17 protein-coding genes are annotated in these 18,168 nt (G+C 54.4%); 9 read left to right on the top strand and 8 right to left on the bottom strand.

The window, feature by feature from the left end; translation table 11 throughout:
• Window positions 1-7: 7 nt before the first annotated feature.
• From flgA to JFU48_RS14940, 4 genes are all read left to right on the top strand, one after another.
• Window positions 8-769: a flagellar basal body P-ring formation chaperone FlgA gene (gene flgA / locus JFU48_RS14955; RefSeq protein ID WP_080593261.1), complete on the top strand. Its 762-nt coding sequence runs from the start codon at window positions 8-10 to the stop codon at window positions 767-769.
• 159 nt (window positions 770-928) lie between these two features.
• Complete coding sequence (flgM, locus tag JFU48_RS14950; protein ID WP_003227226.1) at window positions 929-1,255, top strand: flagellar biosynthesis anti-sigma factor FlgM; 327 nt, start codon at window positions 929-931, stop codon at window positions 1,253-1,255.
• Between the two features lie 48 nt (window positions 1,256-1,303).
• Entirely contained in the window at window positions 1,304-1,771 is a 468-nt protein-coding gene (locus JFU48_RS14945; RefSeq protein ID WP_025112926.1) for a flagella synthesis protein FlgN, read from the top strand.
• Window positions 1,772-1,863: 92 nt separating this feature from the next.
• The gene (locus tag JFU48_RS14940; RefSeq protein ID WP_003227230.1) at window positions 1,864-2,610 is read left to right on the top strand and encodes a flagellar brake protein; all 747 of its coding nucleotides are present in this window, start codon (window positions 1,864-1,866) and stop codon (window positions 2,608-2,610) included.
• A gap of 218 nt (window positions 2,611-2,828) precedes the next feature.
• On the opposite strand, the gene JFU48_RS14935 is transcribed toward JFU48_RS14940, so the two are convergent.
• The 5 genes from JFU48_RS14935 to JFU48_RS14915 all read right to left on the bottom strand — a co-directional run bounded on the left by JFU48_RS14935 (window position 2,829) and on the right by JFU48_RS14915 (window position 8,646).
• Window positions 2,829-4,205, bottom strand: coding sequence for an MFS transporter (locus tag JFU48_RS14935; RefSeq protein WP_201136844.1), 1,377 nt, complete (start codon window positions 4,203-4,205; stop codon window positions 2,829-2,831).
• A 69-nt stretch (window positions 4,206-4,274) separates the two neighbouring features.
• A complete protein-coding gene (locus JFU48_RS14930) occupies window positions 4,275-5,516 on the bottom strand; it encodes a glutamine synthetase family protein (protein ID WP_201137092.1) in 1,242 nt (413 codons plus the stop codon).
• Window positions 5,517-5,716: 200 nt separating this feature from the next.
• Entirely contained in the window at window positions 5,717-6,409 is a 693-nt protein-coding gene (locus JFU48_RS14925) for a sensor histidine kinase (protein ID WP_201136843.1), read from the bottom strand.
• Entirely contained in the window at window positions 6,406-8,010 is a 1,605-nt protein-coding gene (locus JFU48_RS14920; protein ID WP_201136842.1) for a tetratricopeptide repeat-containing response regulator, read from the bottom strand. Before JFU48_RS14920 ends, JFU48_RS14925 begins: the two co-directional genes overlap by 4 nt.
• Before the next feature lie 387 nt (window positions 8,011-8,397).
• Window positions 8,398-8,646: a hypothetical protein gene (locus JFU48_RS14915; RefSeq protein WP_115984183.1), complete on the bottom strand. Its 249-nt coding sequence runs from the start codon at window positions 8,644-8,646 to the stop codon at window positions 8,398-8,400.
• 508 nt (window positions 8,647-9,154) lie between these two features.
• Here JFU48_RS14915 and JFU48_RS14910 point away from each other — a divergent pair.
• The gene (locus tag JFU48_RS14910) at window positions 9,155-10,579 is read left to right on the top strand and encodes a tyrosine-type recombinase/integrase (protein ID WP_201136841.1); all 1,425 of its coding nucleotides are present in this window, start codon (window positions 9,155-9,157) and stop codon (window positions 10,577-10,579) included.
• A 423-nt stretch (window positions 10,580-11,002) separates the two neighbouring features.
• Here the strand turns inward: JFU48_RS14910 and JFU48_RS14905 are convergent, their stop codons facing one another.
• Together JFU48_RS14905 and JFU48_RS14900 are read right to left on the bottom strand one after the other, a co-directional pair.
• Window positions 11,003-12,409, bottom strand: coding sequence for a hypothetical protein (locus JFU48_RS14905; RefSeq protein ID WP_201136840.1), 1,407 nt, complete (start codon window positions 12,407-12,409; stop codon window positions 11,003-11,005).
• Complete coding sequence (locus JFU48_RS14900; RefSeq protein ID WP_201136839.1) at window positions 12,394-14,109, bottom strand: VPA1262 family N-terminal domain-containing protein; 1,716 nt, start codon at window positions 14,107-14,109, stop codon at window positions 12,394-12,396. Before JFU48_RS14900 ends, JFU48_RS14905 begins: the two co-directional genes overlap by 16 nt.
• Window positions 14,110-14,664: 555 nt before the next feature.
• Here JFU48_RS14900 and JFU48_RS14895 point away from each other — a divergent pair.
• The 4 genes from JFU48_RS14895 (at window position 14,665) to JFU48_RS14880 (ending at window position 17,106) form a co-directional block, all read left to right on the top strand.
• Complete coding sequence (locus JFU48_RS14895) at window positions 14,665-15,210, top strand: PAAR domain-containing protein (RefSeq protein WP_201136838.1); 546 nt, start codon at window positions 14,665-14,667, stop codon at window positions 15,208-15,210.
• A 10-nt stretch (window positions 15,211-15,220) separates the two neighbouring features.
• Window positions 15,221-16,003 carry a hypothetical protein gene (locus JFU48_RS14890; RefSeq protein ID WP_201136837.1) on the top strand — a complete coding sequence of 261 codons (783 nt, stop codon included), beginning with the start codon at window positions 15,221-15,223 and terminating at the stop codon, window positions 16,001-16,003.
• Window positions 15,988-16,344 (top strand): DUF7079 family protein, encoded by a 357-nt coding sequence (locus JFU48_RS14885; protein ID WP_201136836.1) that lies wholly within the window; start codon window positions 15,988-15,990, stop codon window positions 16,342-16,344. Before JFU48_RS14890 ends, JFU48_RS14885 begins: the two co-directional genes overlap by 16 nt.
• A gap of 72 nt (window positions 16,345-16,416) precedes the next feature.
• On the top strand, window positions 16,417-17,106 hold the full coding sequence (locus tag JFU48_RS14880; RefSeq protein ID WP_201136835.1) for a hypothetical protein: 690 nt from the start codon (window positions 16,417-16,419) through the stop codon (window positions 17,104-17,106).
• A 179-nt stretch (window positions 17,107-17,285) separates the two neighbouring features.
• Here JFU48_RS14880 and JFU48_RS14875 read toward each other — a convergent pair whose 3' ends face one another.
• A complete protein-coding gene (locus JFU48_RS14875) occupies window positions 17,286-18,092 on the bottom strand; it encodes a hypothetical protein (protein WP_201136834.1) in 807 nt (268 codons plus the stop codon).
• Window positions 18,093-18,168: the final 76 nt, after the last annotated feature.

The following is an 18,168-nucleotide window of genomic DNA, read 5'->3' as shown; positions in this document are numbered from 1 at the left end:
AACTCGTATGAACGCTCAAACGACATTTTTCCGACGCCTGACCTCCCGCACCCGCAAAGCGTTGTGCGCGACGTCTGCCGTCTGCTTGTTTTTCGCTGGCAGCCCTGCCGGTGCTGATACGGTTACCTTGCCTGACATGCTTATCGGCGTCACTCAGGGCTTTCTTGAGTTCACCGTAGAAGACTATCTGGCTACCAGTCAAACCGAAGGCCGATACGAAATCGAGGTCAACCAGCTCGATCCACGTATGCGCATGCCTATGTGCGACAAGGAATTGACAGCGTCGCTGGAGAGTCCGGCACGTCCGCTGGGCCGGGTCACGGTCAAGGTCCGGTGCGAGGGAAGCTCGCCCTGGACGGTGTTCGTGCCCGCTCAAGTCCGCCTGTTTCGCGAGATTGTCACCACCACACGACCGCTCAAACGCGCCGGGATTATCGAGCCGCAGGACGTGACCTTGCGTGAACGCGACGTCAGCCAGATCAATCAGGGTTTCCTGACGTCGGTGGATGAAGCCATCGGGCAAAAATTAACCCGACCAACGGTCGCCGATCAGGTCATTACTCTGGTGCACCTGGAACAGGCTGAAGTGGTGCGCAAGGGCGATCAGGTGGTCATCATCGCCCGCAGCGGTACGCTCGCCGTACGCATGCCCGGCGAAGCCCTGGCCAATGGCGGTCTGAAGGAACAGATCCGGGTGAAAAACCTGAACTCCAACCGGGTGATCAAGGCGCAGGTCATCGCGCCGGGCCAAGTGGAAGTCGCCATGTAAAACGCTCACGCAGAAAACTGGCGCCGGCCTCGACGCTTCCCTAAACTGTGCCGAAGCAGGACACGCTTCGACGCATGCAGCTCATTGCAAATGAGCCTAAAGTTTTCCAGGGGATGGCCGAGAACATGGCAAGCGTCCAAATTCCCAGAGGTTTTTAACATGGTCATCGATTTCAGCCGTTTGAACAGCTCCTCGTCACTTACGGGCAGTACACGTACCAGCAACGCCAAGGAAACCGCCGATACCGGCACCTCCGCGCCGCTGAATACCCCGGCCGAAACGGCCAGTACCGTAAAAAGCGGGGAATCGGTACACCTCAGCAATGAGGCTCAACAGTTGCAGAAGGTCACTGACAAGCTGCGCGATCAGCCTGCCGTCGATAAAGCCCGAGTGGCCGAGTTGAAAGCAGCGATTGCCGATGGCAGCTATAAAGTCGACAGCAACCGTGTAGCCAGCAAACTGCTCAACTTCGAAGCCCAGCGCTAGGCTTTTGCCGGCGCCAGGCTTTTGGACGCTTAGAACCCAAGGCCAGCCATGCACGACACTAATTTATTGCAACTGATCACCGACGACTTTGCTCCAGCTCAACAATTGCTGGAGTTATTGCAAACCGAGTCCCTCGCCTTGCACGGTCGCGACATGCCCTTGCTCGAAGATATTCTGGCGCGCAAACAGGCATTGATCATTCTGCTTGAACAGCATGGCCGCAAGCGCAGCGAAATCCTCGCCAGCCTCAATTTGCCGCTCGATCGTCAGGGCCTGGAGCAACTGGCCAGCCAGTCGAGCATTGGCGATCAGTTGCTGTCCCAGAGCGACGTACTGACAGACCTGATTGCCCAGTGCCAGGCGGCCAATGTCAAAAACGGTCAGTCGATCCAGATTCAGCAGGCCACCACGGCCAATCAGCTGAAAATCCTCACCGGGGGCGAGCCACCAGCGTTGTATGACGCAACAGGCACTTTCGCCAAGCCCACCAAGCCGCGTACGCTCAGCCAGGCGTGAGCCATTCGATGTGCCTGCACTATCAACCCGCGAAACATGCTGGCAAAATGCTGGCTAGTCGTAGTCAAATTTTGTCTGGAGATTGAGAAAACGTGCCAAACGCCCTAAGCGCGGATGATACTCCGCAGCCACCAAAGGTGCTGACCACGCCCCTGGAAATCTCCAGCAACCTGCGCCAGCTGCAAGAAAGCCACGATCCGCTGATCATCACCTTTCACGAGCGCAGTCAGCGCTTCCAGAGCTACCTGATCAAGGTTGACCGGGAAACCGCGACGATTGCCCTGGACGAGATGATCCCGCGCGATGGCGAGCGTTTTCTGCTGGCCGGCGAACCGTTCAAGGTCGAAGGCTTCCACGAAGGCGTGCGCATCGCCTGGGAATGCAACGGCACGCTGAACATTGAAGAATCCGAAGGCGACCGCTTCTACACCGGCGAACTGCCGACCGAAGTGGTTTACCACCAGCGCCGCAACGCTTTTCGCGCGGCCCTGAAGCTGACGGACCTGGTCAGCGTTGAACTCGGCGGCGAAAAGCTCAAGGCACCGATCAACGGTAAACTGCTGGATATTTCCGCCACCGGTTGCAAGCTGCGCTTTGAAGGCGACATTACCGACCGCCTGCAACTGGGCCAGGTTTATGACCGCATGATCGCCACCCCGCTGTTCGGCAATCAGCCGACTTCGGTCGAACTGCGGTATCTGCACTTCGAAGAAAAGCTCAACATCACCTTCGCCGGCCTGCGTTTCCACAACATCAGTGGTCAGGCGGCGCGCAACGTCGAGCGCTTCGTTTATCAACTGCAGCGTGAAGCACGCCGGTTCGATAAAGACGATCTGTGATTCGTACAGGCAAATAGAAAGGGCAGCCCCTCGCGGGACTGCCCTTTTTTATGCCAAAAATCTTTCTGCCAGCAACGGACACCTGTGGCGAGGGAGCTTGCTCCCGCTGGGGCGCGACCTTTATCTGGCAAGCGGGGCCTGCTGCGCAGTCCAGCGGGAGCAAGCTCCCTCGCCACAGTTACAGTGTCTGCCTCTGAACAGCCTCACCCTCACCCGACTCAGGGTCTGGCCCCACTGATGTCCGGTGTCGGTTTATCGCTGCCCTCAGCCGCATCACTTTCCACCGCTGCTTCAGGCTGAACCTCGGGTTCTGGCTCCGGCTCCGGCGTAACCGTCGTCTGCATCTGCTCCTGCACCACCTGCTCATCCACCCGTGGGTCGAGGGCAGCCACCAGCGGCGAACTCGACATGCTGTCCGGCATCGCCACGTGATGCAGCGGTGCGTCGTCGACCTGATGCAGATTGGTCACGGCTTTCGGGCGAATGCGCCACACCAGCACCAGTGCAAAGAAGCTGAAGAACGCGTACAGACTCTGACTGCCGAACAGCTTCATCAGCACACCCGCCAGCAGCGGGCCGATACTCGCGCCGACACCGTAGGTCACCAGCAACATCGCCGTCAGCGACACCCGGCGATCGCCCTCGACGTGGTCGTTGGAGAACGCCACCGCCAGCGGATACAGGCAAAACTGCACCAGCGAGCAGAGGAAGCCAACCACAAACAGCACCTCCAGCGGCACCTGCGGCAGGATCGCCAACGGCAACGCCGCCACCGCCAGGAACCCGGCAAAGCAACGGATCAGCAGCGCCCGGTCATAACGGTCGGACAACCAGCCCAACGGCCACTGCACCAGCAGCCCGGCAAAAATGCAGCTACCCATGAACAGACCAACCTGCTCGGTCGACAGCCCCTGCTGCGACGCATACAGCGGCGCCAGACCGTAGAACGAGCCGATGATCAGACCGGCCCCCAGCACCGTGCTCAACGACTGCGGCACCCGCTTGATAAAGAAGCGCGGCTCCATCGGTGCCGGATGCAGTGGCGCCGGGTGGATCCGTCGAGTCAGCGCCACCGGCACCAGACACAAGGCAAAACACAGCGCGACCAGCATCAGCAGCTCCAGGCCGAGGCCCGGATGCATGACCAGAATCAGCTGACCCAGCACCAGCCCCAGATACGAAGCGATCATATAACCGCTGAACACCAGCCCGCGCTGGTTGGCGTCGGCCTGCTCGTTGAGCCAGCTCTCGATCACCATGTATTGGCACATCATGCCCAGACCGACGATGGTCCGCAGCACCAGCCATGCCGGCAGCCAGTCGACCAGACCATGTCCGAGCACCGCCGCGCCGACGATCCCGGCACACGCCGAATACGCCCGAATGTGTCCGACCCGGGCGATCAGCCGGTGACCGATCTTGCCGCCCAGCACCAGGCCGAAATAGTTGGCCGCCATCAGCGCACCGACCCATAGCCCATCGACATGGTCAGCGGCCAGGCGCAAAGCCAAGTATGTAGATAGAAGGCCCGAGCCGATCAACATCATCAGCGAGGCGAAATACAGCGCTCGAAAGGATTTCCAGATTTGGCGCATCGGCGTTCCGAGCGGCTCCTTGCAGTAAGTATCGGGCTATCCAAACGATAGCCCGATGACGACAGTTCGTCAGGCCTGGGCTGCTAGAACACGCCGTTCCCAGGGAGTGATTTCATCAAAGAAGCTGGTCAACTCCATGGTCTTCGAAGCGATGTAGCCTTCGATGAACTCCTGTCCGAACAGTTCCCTGGCCAATTGGCTACGTTTCAGACGCTCGAGCGCGGCATGCAAGGTACACGGCAACGAAAGATTGTCCGGCACTTCGAACTCGCCCTGAATCGCCGCGCTCGGCTCCAGCTCATGCTCGATACCATGCAAGCCCGCGGCCAGGCTCGCGGCAATCGCCAGATACGGATTGGCATCGGCGCCGGGCAAACGGTTCTCGACCCGCCGGGCCACCGGCGAACTGGCCGGAATCCGTAGCCCTGCCGCGCGATTGTCGTGGGACCAGCAGGCATTGTTCGGTGAAGCATACGGATGACACAGACGCTGATAGGAGTTCACGTTCGGTGCAAACAGTGCGGTGAAATCAGCCATGCCCGCCTGCTGCCCGCCGATGAAATGGCGGAACATTGCGGTCGGCTGGCCGTTCTCGTCGCTGAACACGTTGTTGCCAGTGGCGATCTCGACGATGCTCTGGTGAATGTGCATCGAACTGCCCGGCGTGTGTGCCAGCGGCTTGGCCATACACACCACGCTCAGACCATGCTTGAGCGCGACTTCCTTGAGCAGGTGTTTGAACAGGAAAGTCTGGTCGGCCAGCAACAGCGGATCACCGTGCAGCAAGTTGATCTCGAACTGGCTGACGCCCATTTCATGCATGAAGGTATCGCGTGGCAGACCGAGGGCCGCCATGCATTTATAGACTTCGCTGAAGAACGGCCGCAGACCATTGTTGGAACTGACGCTGAACGCCGACTGACCATCCTCGCGGCGTCCATCCAGGCCTACCGGCGGACGGAACGGCTGAGTCGGATCGATGTTCGGCGCGAAGACGAAGAATTCCAGCTCGGTTGCCACCACCGGCGCCAGACCGCGTGCGGCGTAACGGGCGATGACTTTCTTGAGTTGGCCACGGGTCGACAGGTTGGAGCTTTCGCCGCTCAGTTCGTCGGCATCGCAGATGGCCAGGGCACGTGGCTCGTCGCTCCATGGCAGAGGGTGAATCATGCTCGGCTCGGCCACCAGTGCCAGGTCGCCGTCATCGCTGCCGTAAAACCGCGCCGGCGGATAACCGCCCATGATGCATTGCAGCAGCACCCCCCGTGCCATCTGCAAACGCCGCCCTTCGAGGAAACCCTCGGCGGTCATCACTTTGCCGCGCGGAACGCCGTTCAAATCTGGCGTGACACATTCAATCTCATCAATGCCGGTCAGTCGCTGCGCGAGTGAACGCTGGCCATCGGTTGTCATGACGCAATCCTTGTTATTGTGCGAGCCGCGAACGGCGACCCGTACAAAATAGGCTCCGGCTGTTCGGAATATCAAGCAGCGTCAAACAAAAACCCGGGTCACGGCAGATAAAGGCTGAACACCCCGCCACCCAGTGGTCCGCCATTGCTGATTTCGGTGTGCCCGACCACGCCATTGCGCTGATGCAACGCGGCAATCCGGTTGGCGAAATACAGACCCAACCCGGTGCTGCCACTGCTGTGATTGATGCCCTGCACGTAATCGGCCTGCCGCTCGAGCATCTCGGTCGGGTAGCCGTCGCCGTCATCGTTGATGCTCAACACCAGTTGCCCGGCCTCGTCGCTGACGGTAATCAGCAGCGACTCGCGGGCATAACGGATGGCGTTGTTGATGCAGTTGCCCAGCACCGATGCAACCAATTCGCGATCAAAGAAACCCAACGGGCTCAGCGGATCGACTTCATAGGTGGCGATGATCCCGCGACTGGCGAACACCTCTTGGTGCGATGCCAGTTGCGCCTCGATGAAATCATCGAGTTCGTGATACGCCGGTTGCAGCGGCATCTGGTTGACGCCGAGCTTGTACAGCCCGAGCAACTGCACCAGCATGCCGTTGAGGTGGGCGAACTCGAAATCGATCACACCCTGCTCCGCCCCACCGCGCTGCCCTTCAGGCAACCGCGCCAGCCACTGGCTGTGGGCCTGCATCAGCATCGCCAGCGAGTTTTTCATATCGTGAACGGTGGAGGCGATCACCGTGGAGAAATCCAGCGCCTGCTCGTCTTGGTTCATTCGCCAAACGCCTTGCTTTTCAGCTTCTGATAACGCGCATAACGCGCGTCGGTGTCGGGCATCAGGCCGACCATTTTCAGGCAGGCCCGACATTCTTCCAGCTCCGCCGACGGCACACTGGTGTCGGTGCCGTGCAGCAGCGACTGGGCCATGTTCAGCGCGATACTGATGTTCTTCGGTTGCAGCTTCAGCGCCTTGCGGAACACCTCGCGGGCCTCCACCAGATTGCCGGTCTTGTACACGCGCACGCCCTGACGGTTGAGGTCGGCGGCGGCGTTGCTCGAACTGAGAATAGTCGGGTCATCGGTGAGCTTGGCGATGTCTTTCATCACCGCCGGATCGTCGCCGTAGATCTCCGCACAGCTCTTGAGCATCGAAGTGCCCGCCTCGGCCTGACCGAGCATCTGCAACTGCTTGGCGACCAGCAACGCCGCCTCGGGACTCATGAACTGCTCCATGCCGTCGAGGCGCATCAGCGCTTGTTCGGTGAGCTTGTCGGCGGTCTCGGCATCGTTGAGCAGCAGACTGGTGGCCTTCATCAAGCGCGCACGAATCTGCAGGCCCGGGTCAGAAGGGTTCTCTTTGGCGACGGCGCTGAGCGTGGTGTTGATCTCCAGCCGCGTGCGCGTGTCGAGACCGCGCTCACTGCCCTTGCTGATCAAGGCATGAGCCAGACCGAGGTTGCTTTCCGGGTCCTTGAACCGCGACTGCGCGCCCTGCGCCACGGCCTGGCGATAGGCACGGGACGCGGTGTCGAAGTCTTCGTTGGCCATCGCCAGTTTGCCGAGCAACGCCTGCCGGCGCACCGCCAGCGGCGACAAACGAATTGCCTCCTCCAGCACCCGCTGCGCGCCTTTGGTATCGCCCTCGGCGACCAGCACATCAGCCATGCCGTCGTACAGCGCCGGCATCATCGGGAACACTTTCAGGGCTTTTTCGTAGACACCCTTGGCCTGCGCCACTTGCCCACGCTTGAACAACAACTTGCCCAGCCCGGCGAACGCCCACGGCAACGGCCGGTCAGCGATGATGCTGTCGTAAAGGCGTTCAAGCGCTTCGTTCTGATTCATGTCACGCAGCGCATCGGCGCGATAACGCAGGCACAGCGGCGAATAACGGATGTCCTGCTTGCATAGCGCAATGCAGGCATTGAGCACCTCGACCGGTTTACCGCGATCAAGGGCTTGCAGAATCGGTTTGAGCAACGTCTTGCGCTGCTCCAGACGCTCCAGGCGCTGCGCCAGGCCGGAGCGGTTGAACGGCTTGGTCAGGTAGGCATCCGGCTCATGCTCCAGGGCACTGAGCACCATCGCCTGACTGGTCTCGGCCGTCACCATGACAAACACCGCTTCATGGCTGATGAGCTTTTCCGACATCAAGTCTTCCAGCACCTGCTGGCCGTTCTTCTTGCCGTCACCGAGGTGGAAATCCTGCAGGATGAAGTCATAAGACTTCTGCGCACACATCTTCAGCGCCTGCTCGCCGGTATCGGCGGTATCCACGTCCTTGACCCCCAGCTCGCGCAGCATCGAGCGTACGGAACTGCGGAAATCCGAGAAATCATCGACGATCAGAAAACTCTTTTGGTGATACGACAGCATCGAGGATTTCCAGGCAATTGAAGTAGGTGAACCGGGGGCGTTTTCACAGGCGCGCAGATGATAGCTGGAGGCCAAATGCTATCAAGCGATTTCGCGCGAGTCTGAGGTCGCCGAATGAGTTATCGGCAAGGAGTGGGGTTCTCTGAAGTGGAGGGGTTCAAGATTCCTTGTGCAGCGATTACCCTGCGCGCCGAGTCATCTTTTCACTACAGGGTTTATCTCGACTGGCGACACGTGCGATGGCTGAAGGCTATCGACGTCAACCATTCTGGTTTCGCGGTGCTTCTCGCGCACGCGAACCGAAAGGGCTTTGAATTCGCGGTTTACGGAATCGGAAGAACGTTGGCGCGAATGAATTGAAGATGGAGTGCCAAGGAGATTCACAGGTCATGCGGGGTAATCCTCCCAGCCAGGCCCTCCGTAAGGCGTCTTATCCAGCTCGGGAAAATCCGTCGTCCATTCGCCCCAGTCCATGTACTCATAGTACTTGCTCATCGCTTCGAAGCGGCTTGCCGCCTCAACTTCCCAAATCAGTTTCGACCCCGGCTCAAGGAGGGCGCGCGATTCATCGCCATGAGGCCCAGAGGGACAAAACAACTGTAAGCCATCGGGTTCCAGCCATAGTTCATGATTCAAGGTTCATCCTCATTAGTCTGAATGAGCCATCGGCTGGAGTTCACTACGAAGTGGACCTTCAACACAAGCCGAGAGACGCAAGTTCGGTAGCTAGAAAATCTACGTGAGCAGTAGCTATCGTCGACCAAAGCCTGAGCTCTTCTCCCAGAGCAATACCTTGATACGAGGTCGCGATTACTAAAAAGCCCCGACAGGCAATTACCTGAGCGGGGCTCTTTGAATGCTTGAAGCGATCCACTTGCACCCACCCTTCACCCCTTAAAGATTGGACGTTGGCAGATTAAATCGCTGGAAGCATTGATATGTATATGGTGTCCCAGGGCAGGTTCGAACTGCCAACCTTCCCCTTAGGAGGCATATGCTTTGGTGAGTCAGCTTGATTCCGATCGCTTCCTGAAACACCACAAACCTCTGTTTTTAAAGGCCCTATCTATTCTACTTGTGTCTTGAGGTTTCTCCTTGTAGCGTTCTGCATCATGAGAAGTGGGGACCGAAGTGGGGACTAGAATTGGCCACCAATACTGCTGACAAAAGCGTGAACGATCAAAAGCTCAAGGGCATGCCGCCAGCATCCAAGTTGACGGAAAGCTTGCCTGGCCGTTCCCGGGGTAGCCTTTTGTTCAAGCGCAGCCAAAGTGGTGCGATCAGCGCCTACTTCCGCTATCGACTCAACGCAAAGGACACGATGATCTCTCTGGGTCAATATCGCTTGAGCGCCAGAGCGCCGGGACTGGCGCTGTCTGAGCTACGCGACAAAGCGGCAGAGATGGCATTGATTGCTTCCGAGCACGGCGACGTAAAAGTGTACCTGGCGGCCAGAGCCGCCGCAGAGAAAACACAACGACAAGCTGTAGTGCTCGCGCAGCAGCTTGCGACCCGACAAGGTAGCTTCGAAGAACTGCTAAATGCATACGTCAAAGATCTGACCGCTCGCGGCAAGGTCAAGGCGAAAGAAGTCGAGCGCCTATTTCAGACACACGTAATCCAGCACCACCCAGATCTGATGACGCGTCCAGCAAAGTCCATCACCGGCGAAGACATTCATTTAGTGATGAGCGCGCTACTCGCACGCAAGCCTAAAGGTCGAGGTATCGGGAACAAAGCAAAAACGGCCAATACTGACATGCGATCAACAGCCGCCAGCGTCCACCGATATCTAAAGGCTGCATTCAGCTATGGCGGGAAGGCACACCTCTCCTTGGATCGAGATGTAAGTGATTCGAAAGTTTTCGACATCGGGGTCAATCCAGCTACCAAGGTCCCTACCCTTGCTAATACACGCGGCGGTCAGACTGAATCCCTGACGCCAGAAGAGCTTGGTGAGCTTTTACGTCACTTGGATACCCTGCCTCCGCGAGAGATGGCGATCTGCAAAGGTTTAATCTACCTGGGCGGCCAACGAATGGAGCAACTGCTCCGTGTCACCTGGGAGGATACGTCCGATGACCTTCTGCACCTTACTGACGGAAAAGGGCAAAAGACTCAAGCATGGGATCACCTGCTACCCCTAACCGCCAGGATTAAACAAATCCTGACGCCTTTGTTTGAGAGCAAAATCGGGCCTGGCCCGTTTTGTATTGGCAGGCGCTGTATTCGTCCGGATACAGCGGGCAAACGATTCAGTGATGCTGGAAAAGCCTTGAGTGGCTCCGGTAAAACGCGATATTTCAGTTACGCGAACGTCCGGGTAAGTGCTGAAACGCTGATGGCTGCACTTGGAATTACAAAGGAAATCCGTAGCTGGCTGTTATCTCACGGACGCAACGATGTGCAATCGATTCACTACGATCGATACAGCTATCTACCAGAGAAAAAGACTGCTCTGGAGTTATGGGGTAGATACCTAGACTGTTTGTATACGGAGAAAGAGTGGGATCAAGGCAAGGTTATTTTGCTCAGCCGAAAGCGGCCTCAGGAGATCACAAAAAGCTGACGCCGTGATTCGACTGACCAACAGGCGCAGTAGTGAATACCTACAGAGAGCGGCCAATTGCTGCCCGCCACGAAGGGCCGCAATCCACAACCCAAGCTGACGGTGGCGACAGACAGCAACCGGCCGAAAGTGGTCAGTGAAGAACGGCAGTTTTCGGCAAATAGCAGACATTAGAGACGTTCACTACCAAGCAGGAACCTCGTTAGGCGAGGCCTGCTCACCCAGACAAAAAAACGCAACTGCCATCTTTTTACGCCATGCGTCGCTTACCTAACAGCCGCAATGAGAATAGGGAATAACCATTCGTATGTGCAACGCTCACCCTATAGCGATAGATTCAGGCTCATCTAAATAATGAGGATCAATTCACGACCAACATATAACCTCGAATCCTGAGAAAAACCCCAGAGCGCTTTTCGTATTTTACAGGCGGTTTCTTATCTCCCAATACAAATGCTTCGAAATCCAGTCGGGATTGTACCAATGACGCCCCTCAAGCCAGTCGTGATCTTCATGTAAATTGTGTTTTGCATGCCCGAGGGGTTGATAGCGCGAAATATGCCGATTGTATGCCGACATATAATCTGTAATAGATTCGTACCATGAATTTCTAACTTCATCAAATTCGGATCGAAGCCTACTCTCAACACTGCCTCGACCATCATCGCTTAAACAATCTAGATAATACATAGCAACTGCAAAATCCAACGCAGATGTTTGCATCGAAAAGACATGTTTATCTGCGTCATCGCTATCAAAATCCCATGCGCTCCACCGTTTATGCGCAAGCGTCCAAATAAGGTTGCGCTGAACTTCGTCACTGCTCTGCTGTACCTTCTCAAACGCGAGCATCAAATCCTTTCTGCTGCTCGTAATTGACAAGCGAATAGCATTTAAATACTGGGTGATCGCCGCTTCGGACATACTAAGCAGAGCTTTCCCCATAGCGCACTGTAGCTCTGGATATCTTGATGGATAACTGTTGAATACTGCAACCCACTTGATCCACTCTTGACTATTGTCAGCACTTTGGCGCAAGAGTTGCTCCCAAAGAACCTGGAATTCGTCATTCACACCAGAAGCTATGCAATTTAACGAGAGTCGCAACGCGCAAAATTTCAAAGGCCAAGAATTAGAATTAACGGCGACCTGAAGCGTTTTAGCAGCTTGCAGAGGATTCAAAATCTCAATCACAGCTATTAATACGACAACGTCTTGCAACTCACTCAGAACAATCTCGAGCGAAGATTCCGAAAAAATACTCAGCATTCTAACGGCACATGAAAGCAGAGGGTCATATAGATAATCGGTAACATAACGAAGTGACTGATCAACGCTCTCCCAATTGTGAAGCATGCAGCCAGAAAGAAAAACTGTATCGATATGCTCCATATGGCGGTGATGGCGCGTTATTGTAATTTTATACGCCATTATTAGCTGCATCAATTCATCCAATCGATCACTTCTGAGAGGGCCAGAACTTTGAAGCTCTCTCCAAAGCTGACCATCGCCGAGGTCAAGAGCAGCAGCCACCGTAATGACCTGAATTAGAGATGCACTAGAACTATCGATTTGTGCCTTAACAAGCTGAGCAACTAACCACTGAAAGATGCCATACACCCTCTCAGCATCCTCTAGTGAAAGTGGTGAAAAATTGAAAAGAAAAGGAAACTCTTGCTCAAAATTAAATTGAAAGATCTCAAGGTCATTAGCATCATGAAAATATCTCGACTGGACTATTCCCTTAGGCTCTAAGGCAGGAGTATCTCGTGCCCTTGCCCCAATATCTTTCAGAAATCCAATACGCTCTTCCATTACACCGACTTCCATATCAAGTGCTCGTTTGAATTTAAGTGCGCCCATAACGTATCGAATGCATCTACAACAGGCTGAGGGTGAGCTACCTGCTGCACGATTGCGTGAACGGAACCAAGATGATTCACGGATGCGCCTAAAGACCATACCTCGGGACCATTACCACTTCCGTTGGGAAATATGAGGAAACGGTCATGAAAGGGCCAGCCTTTAGGACCAAAGCTAATTCTAAATTCAAGATCAATATGAGATTTCCCCTCAATGGACTCAGATAGTAACTTCACTTGGTCTATTATCCAATGCTCTCGTGTTGACGAATCCGGTTCCTGGCTCGACTCTTCTGATAAGCTTGGCGATATATCCTTGGATGTCTCGCACACCTTACATTTCGGTTTGTCGATCTTCCCACACACCTTGGTGGAGGTTATTGCTCGCAACTTAGACTTCTCATGTTTGCAATAAAAAAACGTTGTTAAAATATCTGCACTTGAAAGGTAGGGATCCCAGAGATAAGCGGCATCTTCGCCATGCATATTCACCAGCTCTCTTATATCTGCTAAAGATCTCTGATGCTCTGTTTCACCGCGAACCTTACCCCCGTACTGTACAAAACGCTTCAAACTTACCAGCTTTCTGATTTCAGTGTCACTGATTCGCCTCTCAGTCCACACTCCATTTGGACGGATTAACGTTTCCCCATGAGACCAAGTTCTTTGAACAGATACTAGAGGTACTTCTCTGCGAATCTTAGAGCCGTCACTACCAACATCATGAAAAATTCGAACAGAGTCACCCACACTTGATACTGTTCCGCGCATACCACCCCCACCAATAAATGTCGTCGGAGGGTGTGCAGCTAAAATAATATTTTTATCAAGATCCCAAACTATCCCCCTGAATGGTCTACTTGATATGTCTGCAACGATTGAGTTATCTCCCTCGGTCAATTCTTGTTGCCCATAAGCTACGATGGCCTCATCAAAAACGAGTTGAATGGATCCACTAAGGCGACGAGGCTCTACATCAGGATGCCATGCAACAGTGACACCAATCATATTATCTTGCGAGCCGGAAAAATTTGTTGCTATTGAGTTTACCGGCAATTGAATCACGATATTTCCGAGCCTGTCTGGAATCATAGATAAATCAATTTTGGAAAACTGTTTTACCCAAGCACCAACCGCCTCTACATAGCTCGGGCTATCAGTAATAAACCGCAAACTATCTTTTGTTGAATCAGCCAACTCAACAACATATGAGCCATTCCAAAAATTATTCTTTAGTACACGGTTCAGCGGGACGGGAATGCTTCCATCCACCGCATAAAAAGCAGGTGCACTCGCCTTCAGTTTTCCATGCAATAAGGGAGCGTCGTGGGGTTGCCATTCCCCATTGGTGTCGAACCGTGCTGCCGCCTGGAGCAACGATTCTAATGAAATATATCTCCTGACCACCCCAAAAGCGCGGTTGGCTATGCCATTGACTGTTCTATTACTCCCATTTAGGAATAAGGTTTTTTTTTGCTCCTCTGAAGGTGTTCCCTCGATTGCCACACAGATGGTAAAAACGTTCAGAAAGCCCTTACTGTCAGAACAGCCTACTTCAACAACCTCGAACCATTGGTAGTGACCTAGAACACCTAGCTCAAGTAATCGAATCAATCCGGGAGATATTTGGTCTCTGGAGTTCGATGCTGTGTATTGAGTCTGATTCATTATGAATTTCTTGTAGTGAGGTGGAGGTAACTATAGCGGCTTCGAGTGACCCGGTCATTGCAGGGGAGCAATGCATCTTCCACCCATAGCAACAGGAGCAGTACGCCCTTAGCTCCGTTGTGCACTGCCATTAATAAGCCGCATTTCAAAACGAATCTGAGTCACCTTCCTCAAACGGCTGCTTCTGGCCCAGAGTGCGTAAAAACGCTTCGCCAAAATTGAGGTGTGCGCGTCTACGTTAAATCTGAAATTTATCGGCACGTCAGCAGATGTGTATTTTGCGTAGAAGCGCGATTTCCAGTCCGGTTTTGAGTACCTGTCGCGCTGAAAAACGTTTTTACACAGCCTCGGCCGATTGCTGCCCTTGACCCTTGCAATCAAATGGGCTTTTTTCTTCACGCCATAGTGAATTCTTGGCTCAATCGCTGATCAACTCGCGCAGACGCTGATCGCTGATCGCTGATCATTACATGCGCCCATCACCACGAGATTTCTAATGGGCGATCTATTCTGGTAGGTTACGACGCTCACAAGGATTATTGACAGGAGGTCATAGTGGCTAAGCCAGCAGCGCGGAAAAGTGATCCATACAGCTGCCCTCTGCCGGGGCACGGTACCAACCCTATAGCATCAGGATCTCCTGACGTATTCTTCGACGGCCTTCCCGCAGCGAGTCAGGGCGACACCTGCACTTGCGGTAGTGCGCTCTCTTCGGGGCTGTCTGCGACCGTGTTCATTAACGGCAAGAATGCGGCGACCATCGATACCGGAGGCACCCACGGCGGTATCGTGATTGGAGGTTCGGGTACGGTAATAATTGGCGATACCCATACACCGTGCGAGTTTGTTCCTCCTACTCCATTAACGGGTTTCGCGAGCTGGATCGGCTTCAGGATTCCTGCTGACGAATGCTATGAGGGCTTATCGTGTACCGCGCATTTTGAGGATGGATCATCACTGCCAGGTGTATTCAATAAAGACAACGCCGTTAAGTTTTCGAATCCGTCCGGTAAGACCTGCGTGATGCTCAAGTTTGAAGAGCAAGCATCCACTCAGGCCCCCTCTATCACCGAGAGCCTATTGAACACAATTTTAGGATAAGGACCATCCTATGACAGAGCCGTACATTGTCACCGGCAGCTATGTCGTCCAGCGTGAGCACGCCTTGCAAGACTCTCCCCTCGACAGGGCGTTAGAACTGATGGAGGGTTCTGCGCTGAGATTTTCACTGGATGCGATCTCTGATGAAAAAATCAGATCGAGCTATACCAAGAATATCAAACGCATGTCTCAGCAAGTCAGAGATGACGTGAAAGCGGGAAGGATTACGGCGCATGAAGGGGTGAAGTTCAGTCATGAGATGCGAAATAAAATCATGATGGAGCATCGCAAATTCACTTCAGCGCAGGGGTTGGCGATCGTTCAGAGGAAGAAAAAAGAGGGGAAGGGATTCAAAACACTTTTGGATATGTATTCTGAAAACCTATTTCAGAAGGGTTACGACAGCCTTTCAGAAGTAGAAAAGAACAAGGTTCACTACGCCATCCTGGAATCTTCGGGCCGTGATAACGCGAAATTCACGACCGGCACAAAAAAAATGTTGATCATGGGCAAGCTTGGTGTCCTCGTGACTGCGGCTCTAGCAACCTATCAAATATTGAATGCTGACAACAAACCCAAAGAAGCAGCTCGCCAAGGCATCATCGTCGGTGCTGGTGCGGTCGGCGGTATTCTTGCGGGGATGGGGGTTAGCGCATTGTGCGGCCCAGGCGCCCCCATTTGTGCAATAGCAGTTGTCTTAGCAGGGACAATCGCCGGTGGTGTCGCAGGCGAAGCGGTGGCGAGCTCACTGGACGAAGAGTTAGAGGAGCTCACACATTGGGACATCTTTTGACTGAACCACTACTGACAAAAGTCAGAGCTGCTCTTTCCGAGCCATTCAATGATTTTCCCGTCGAATATGACTATTTGGCGAATAAGGTGAGAGGCGTCGACCCTGAAATACTTTACACAATCCTCTATTCAGAGGTCGCGCCAGTGTGCTTCACCAATCTCGTGGCAGCTGTGCCTCCGGTATGGACGGGGTTCGACCCCGACATACTCAGAGAATCGATAGAAGAAAGGCTAGCAGCGAGAGAGCGTAACTGGTTTCGTCGGCAGTTCGATAAAGTGCTTGTTCGCTGGCTGCAATACAACTACGCCTACATCTGGAAGGAAATCGCCAGCAGGCTTTGAACCCGAACGCACAATGGACTAGTGACTCGCTGAACGAATAACCGATTATTACGCAAAGGAGGGGCATTGCTGATGTCATTCAAGTGGGCAACAGAGTGGACTCGATCTGACGCGATCGCGGGGCTTGCCTTGGTACTTGCAGCGGCAGCGGCCGGCATTGCATACCAGGCTGAAAGTCGCGCGGAAAAAGCGGAACGGCGGGAGGCTGAGGCCGTAGCTATCGCTATTGGTGGCAAGGTGCGATCGATCGCCAATAGCGCTGAACTCTCTGCTCAATTTATGCAGGGATTTCTGGACCACAAGGTAGCTAACCCCAAAGACCATGCTCAGATGGATGACTACATCATAGGGTTTGCCGTAAACCTTGAACTTCCAGAGTTAGTGCTCTCTCCCGAACAGATCACCGCGTTGGCTCATACCGACAGTAACGTGGCTGGACTACTCACAGCCTGCGCTGACCGACGCATGGGGATACAGGCGGACACTAAAAAACTCACTGATGCGCGCCCTAGCCAATTGACAGATACACAGCTCTCGGCCGCCCAGATAATGCCCTACCGCTTGCGCGAAATGGGGAAAGCTTGCAAGGCATCGCTGGATGCGCTCGCAGTCCTTGTGTCAGATCTGCCCAAAATTCTGGGCCCAATTCCTGGCACTGTAGGTGAGATGATGGAGGCTGAAACGGCCGCACTTAGAGCTCGGGAACACGGTCTCTATATGAAGTTTCTCACTAGCGAAGCCAAGAGCTCCAGCCAAAACTAAAACGCTGACGGTTCACGGCACATCCATTTGCGCCTCATTAGGAGGCTTGGAAGTATCTACGAAACCATATGTGATGCCTACAACACCAGGGGCGATTCACTTCTCCCATCCAGCCCCACCTCCCCCGGATAAATCCCGCTCCAGAAGCGGGTCCAACCTAGCCTACAACGGGTTTCAAATCAGCCTCGGCGCTCTGGAAAGATGCCCCTGAATTGTGAGCTAGTGGAGCGACGAATCACGGGTGCTGACGAAAGCTGTCGAGCAAAGTAGTAGTTTCTCGCGCGGGAGATCGCGCTTTGATTGATGGTCGCCACTTCATCGCTGCTCAGCACGCAATCAGGCACGCCGGCAACGACCGCCAACCTGGGTGAGATCGGTACGACCATCATGTCTTCAAAGCAATCGGGCACTAGAAAATCGTCCGAAACGGAGCGAACGATGCCCCATTGCATCGACTCATTTGCCTGGATAAAGGTGGCCTCGTAGCCGAAGACGTGAATGCTCGCGAGCAGCCTACCCTTCAAGACCCCATCCGAAACGTACATGGCGTGCTTGCTCTCTATGGCCTCCTGCTGCGCCTTGGTCAGTGATTCACTCTCGACGTTGTGAAGCCTCACGTCTTCCAAGCCCTCAAGCCTGAATTTTTGCCTCGTACGCCAGAGAGAGAAAAACTGTTCAACGGTACGCTTTTCCCAAATCCCAATGGTGGTTACGGTGCCGCGCTCGATCGCGTACGCCAGCATCTGAAAATTGTCTTCGATGCGCCGACTCACAGCTGCTTCCGTCTTCTGGTCCCAGACACGCTGCGCGCAGAAGATGGGATTATTGGGCTTGAGCCTCATGACCTTACGGTGCGATATCGAGAAAACCTCAACGCACCCGTCCCCGCCCGCGAAGCGCTCAATGCTCGCCTTCGGAAACACGTGCTGGTTGATCGTGAATTTGTGGGGGTTGCCTGGCTGGGTCGGCTCGTATTTCACATCCATGCCCTCTGTACTATGCCGCTAGGGGATCAAATGTCGATACTATCGACGTCATTCAGATTAAAGCGGGTCATCGCTG

The organism is Pseudomonas sp. TH49, from assembly GCF_016650625.1.
Lineage (GTDB): Bacteria > Pseudomonadota > Gammaproteobacteria > Pseudomonadales > Pseudomonadaceae > Aquipseudomonas > Aquipseudomonas fluorescens_H.
This window is presented reverse-complemented; position numbering and strand designations above follow the sequence as displayed.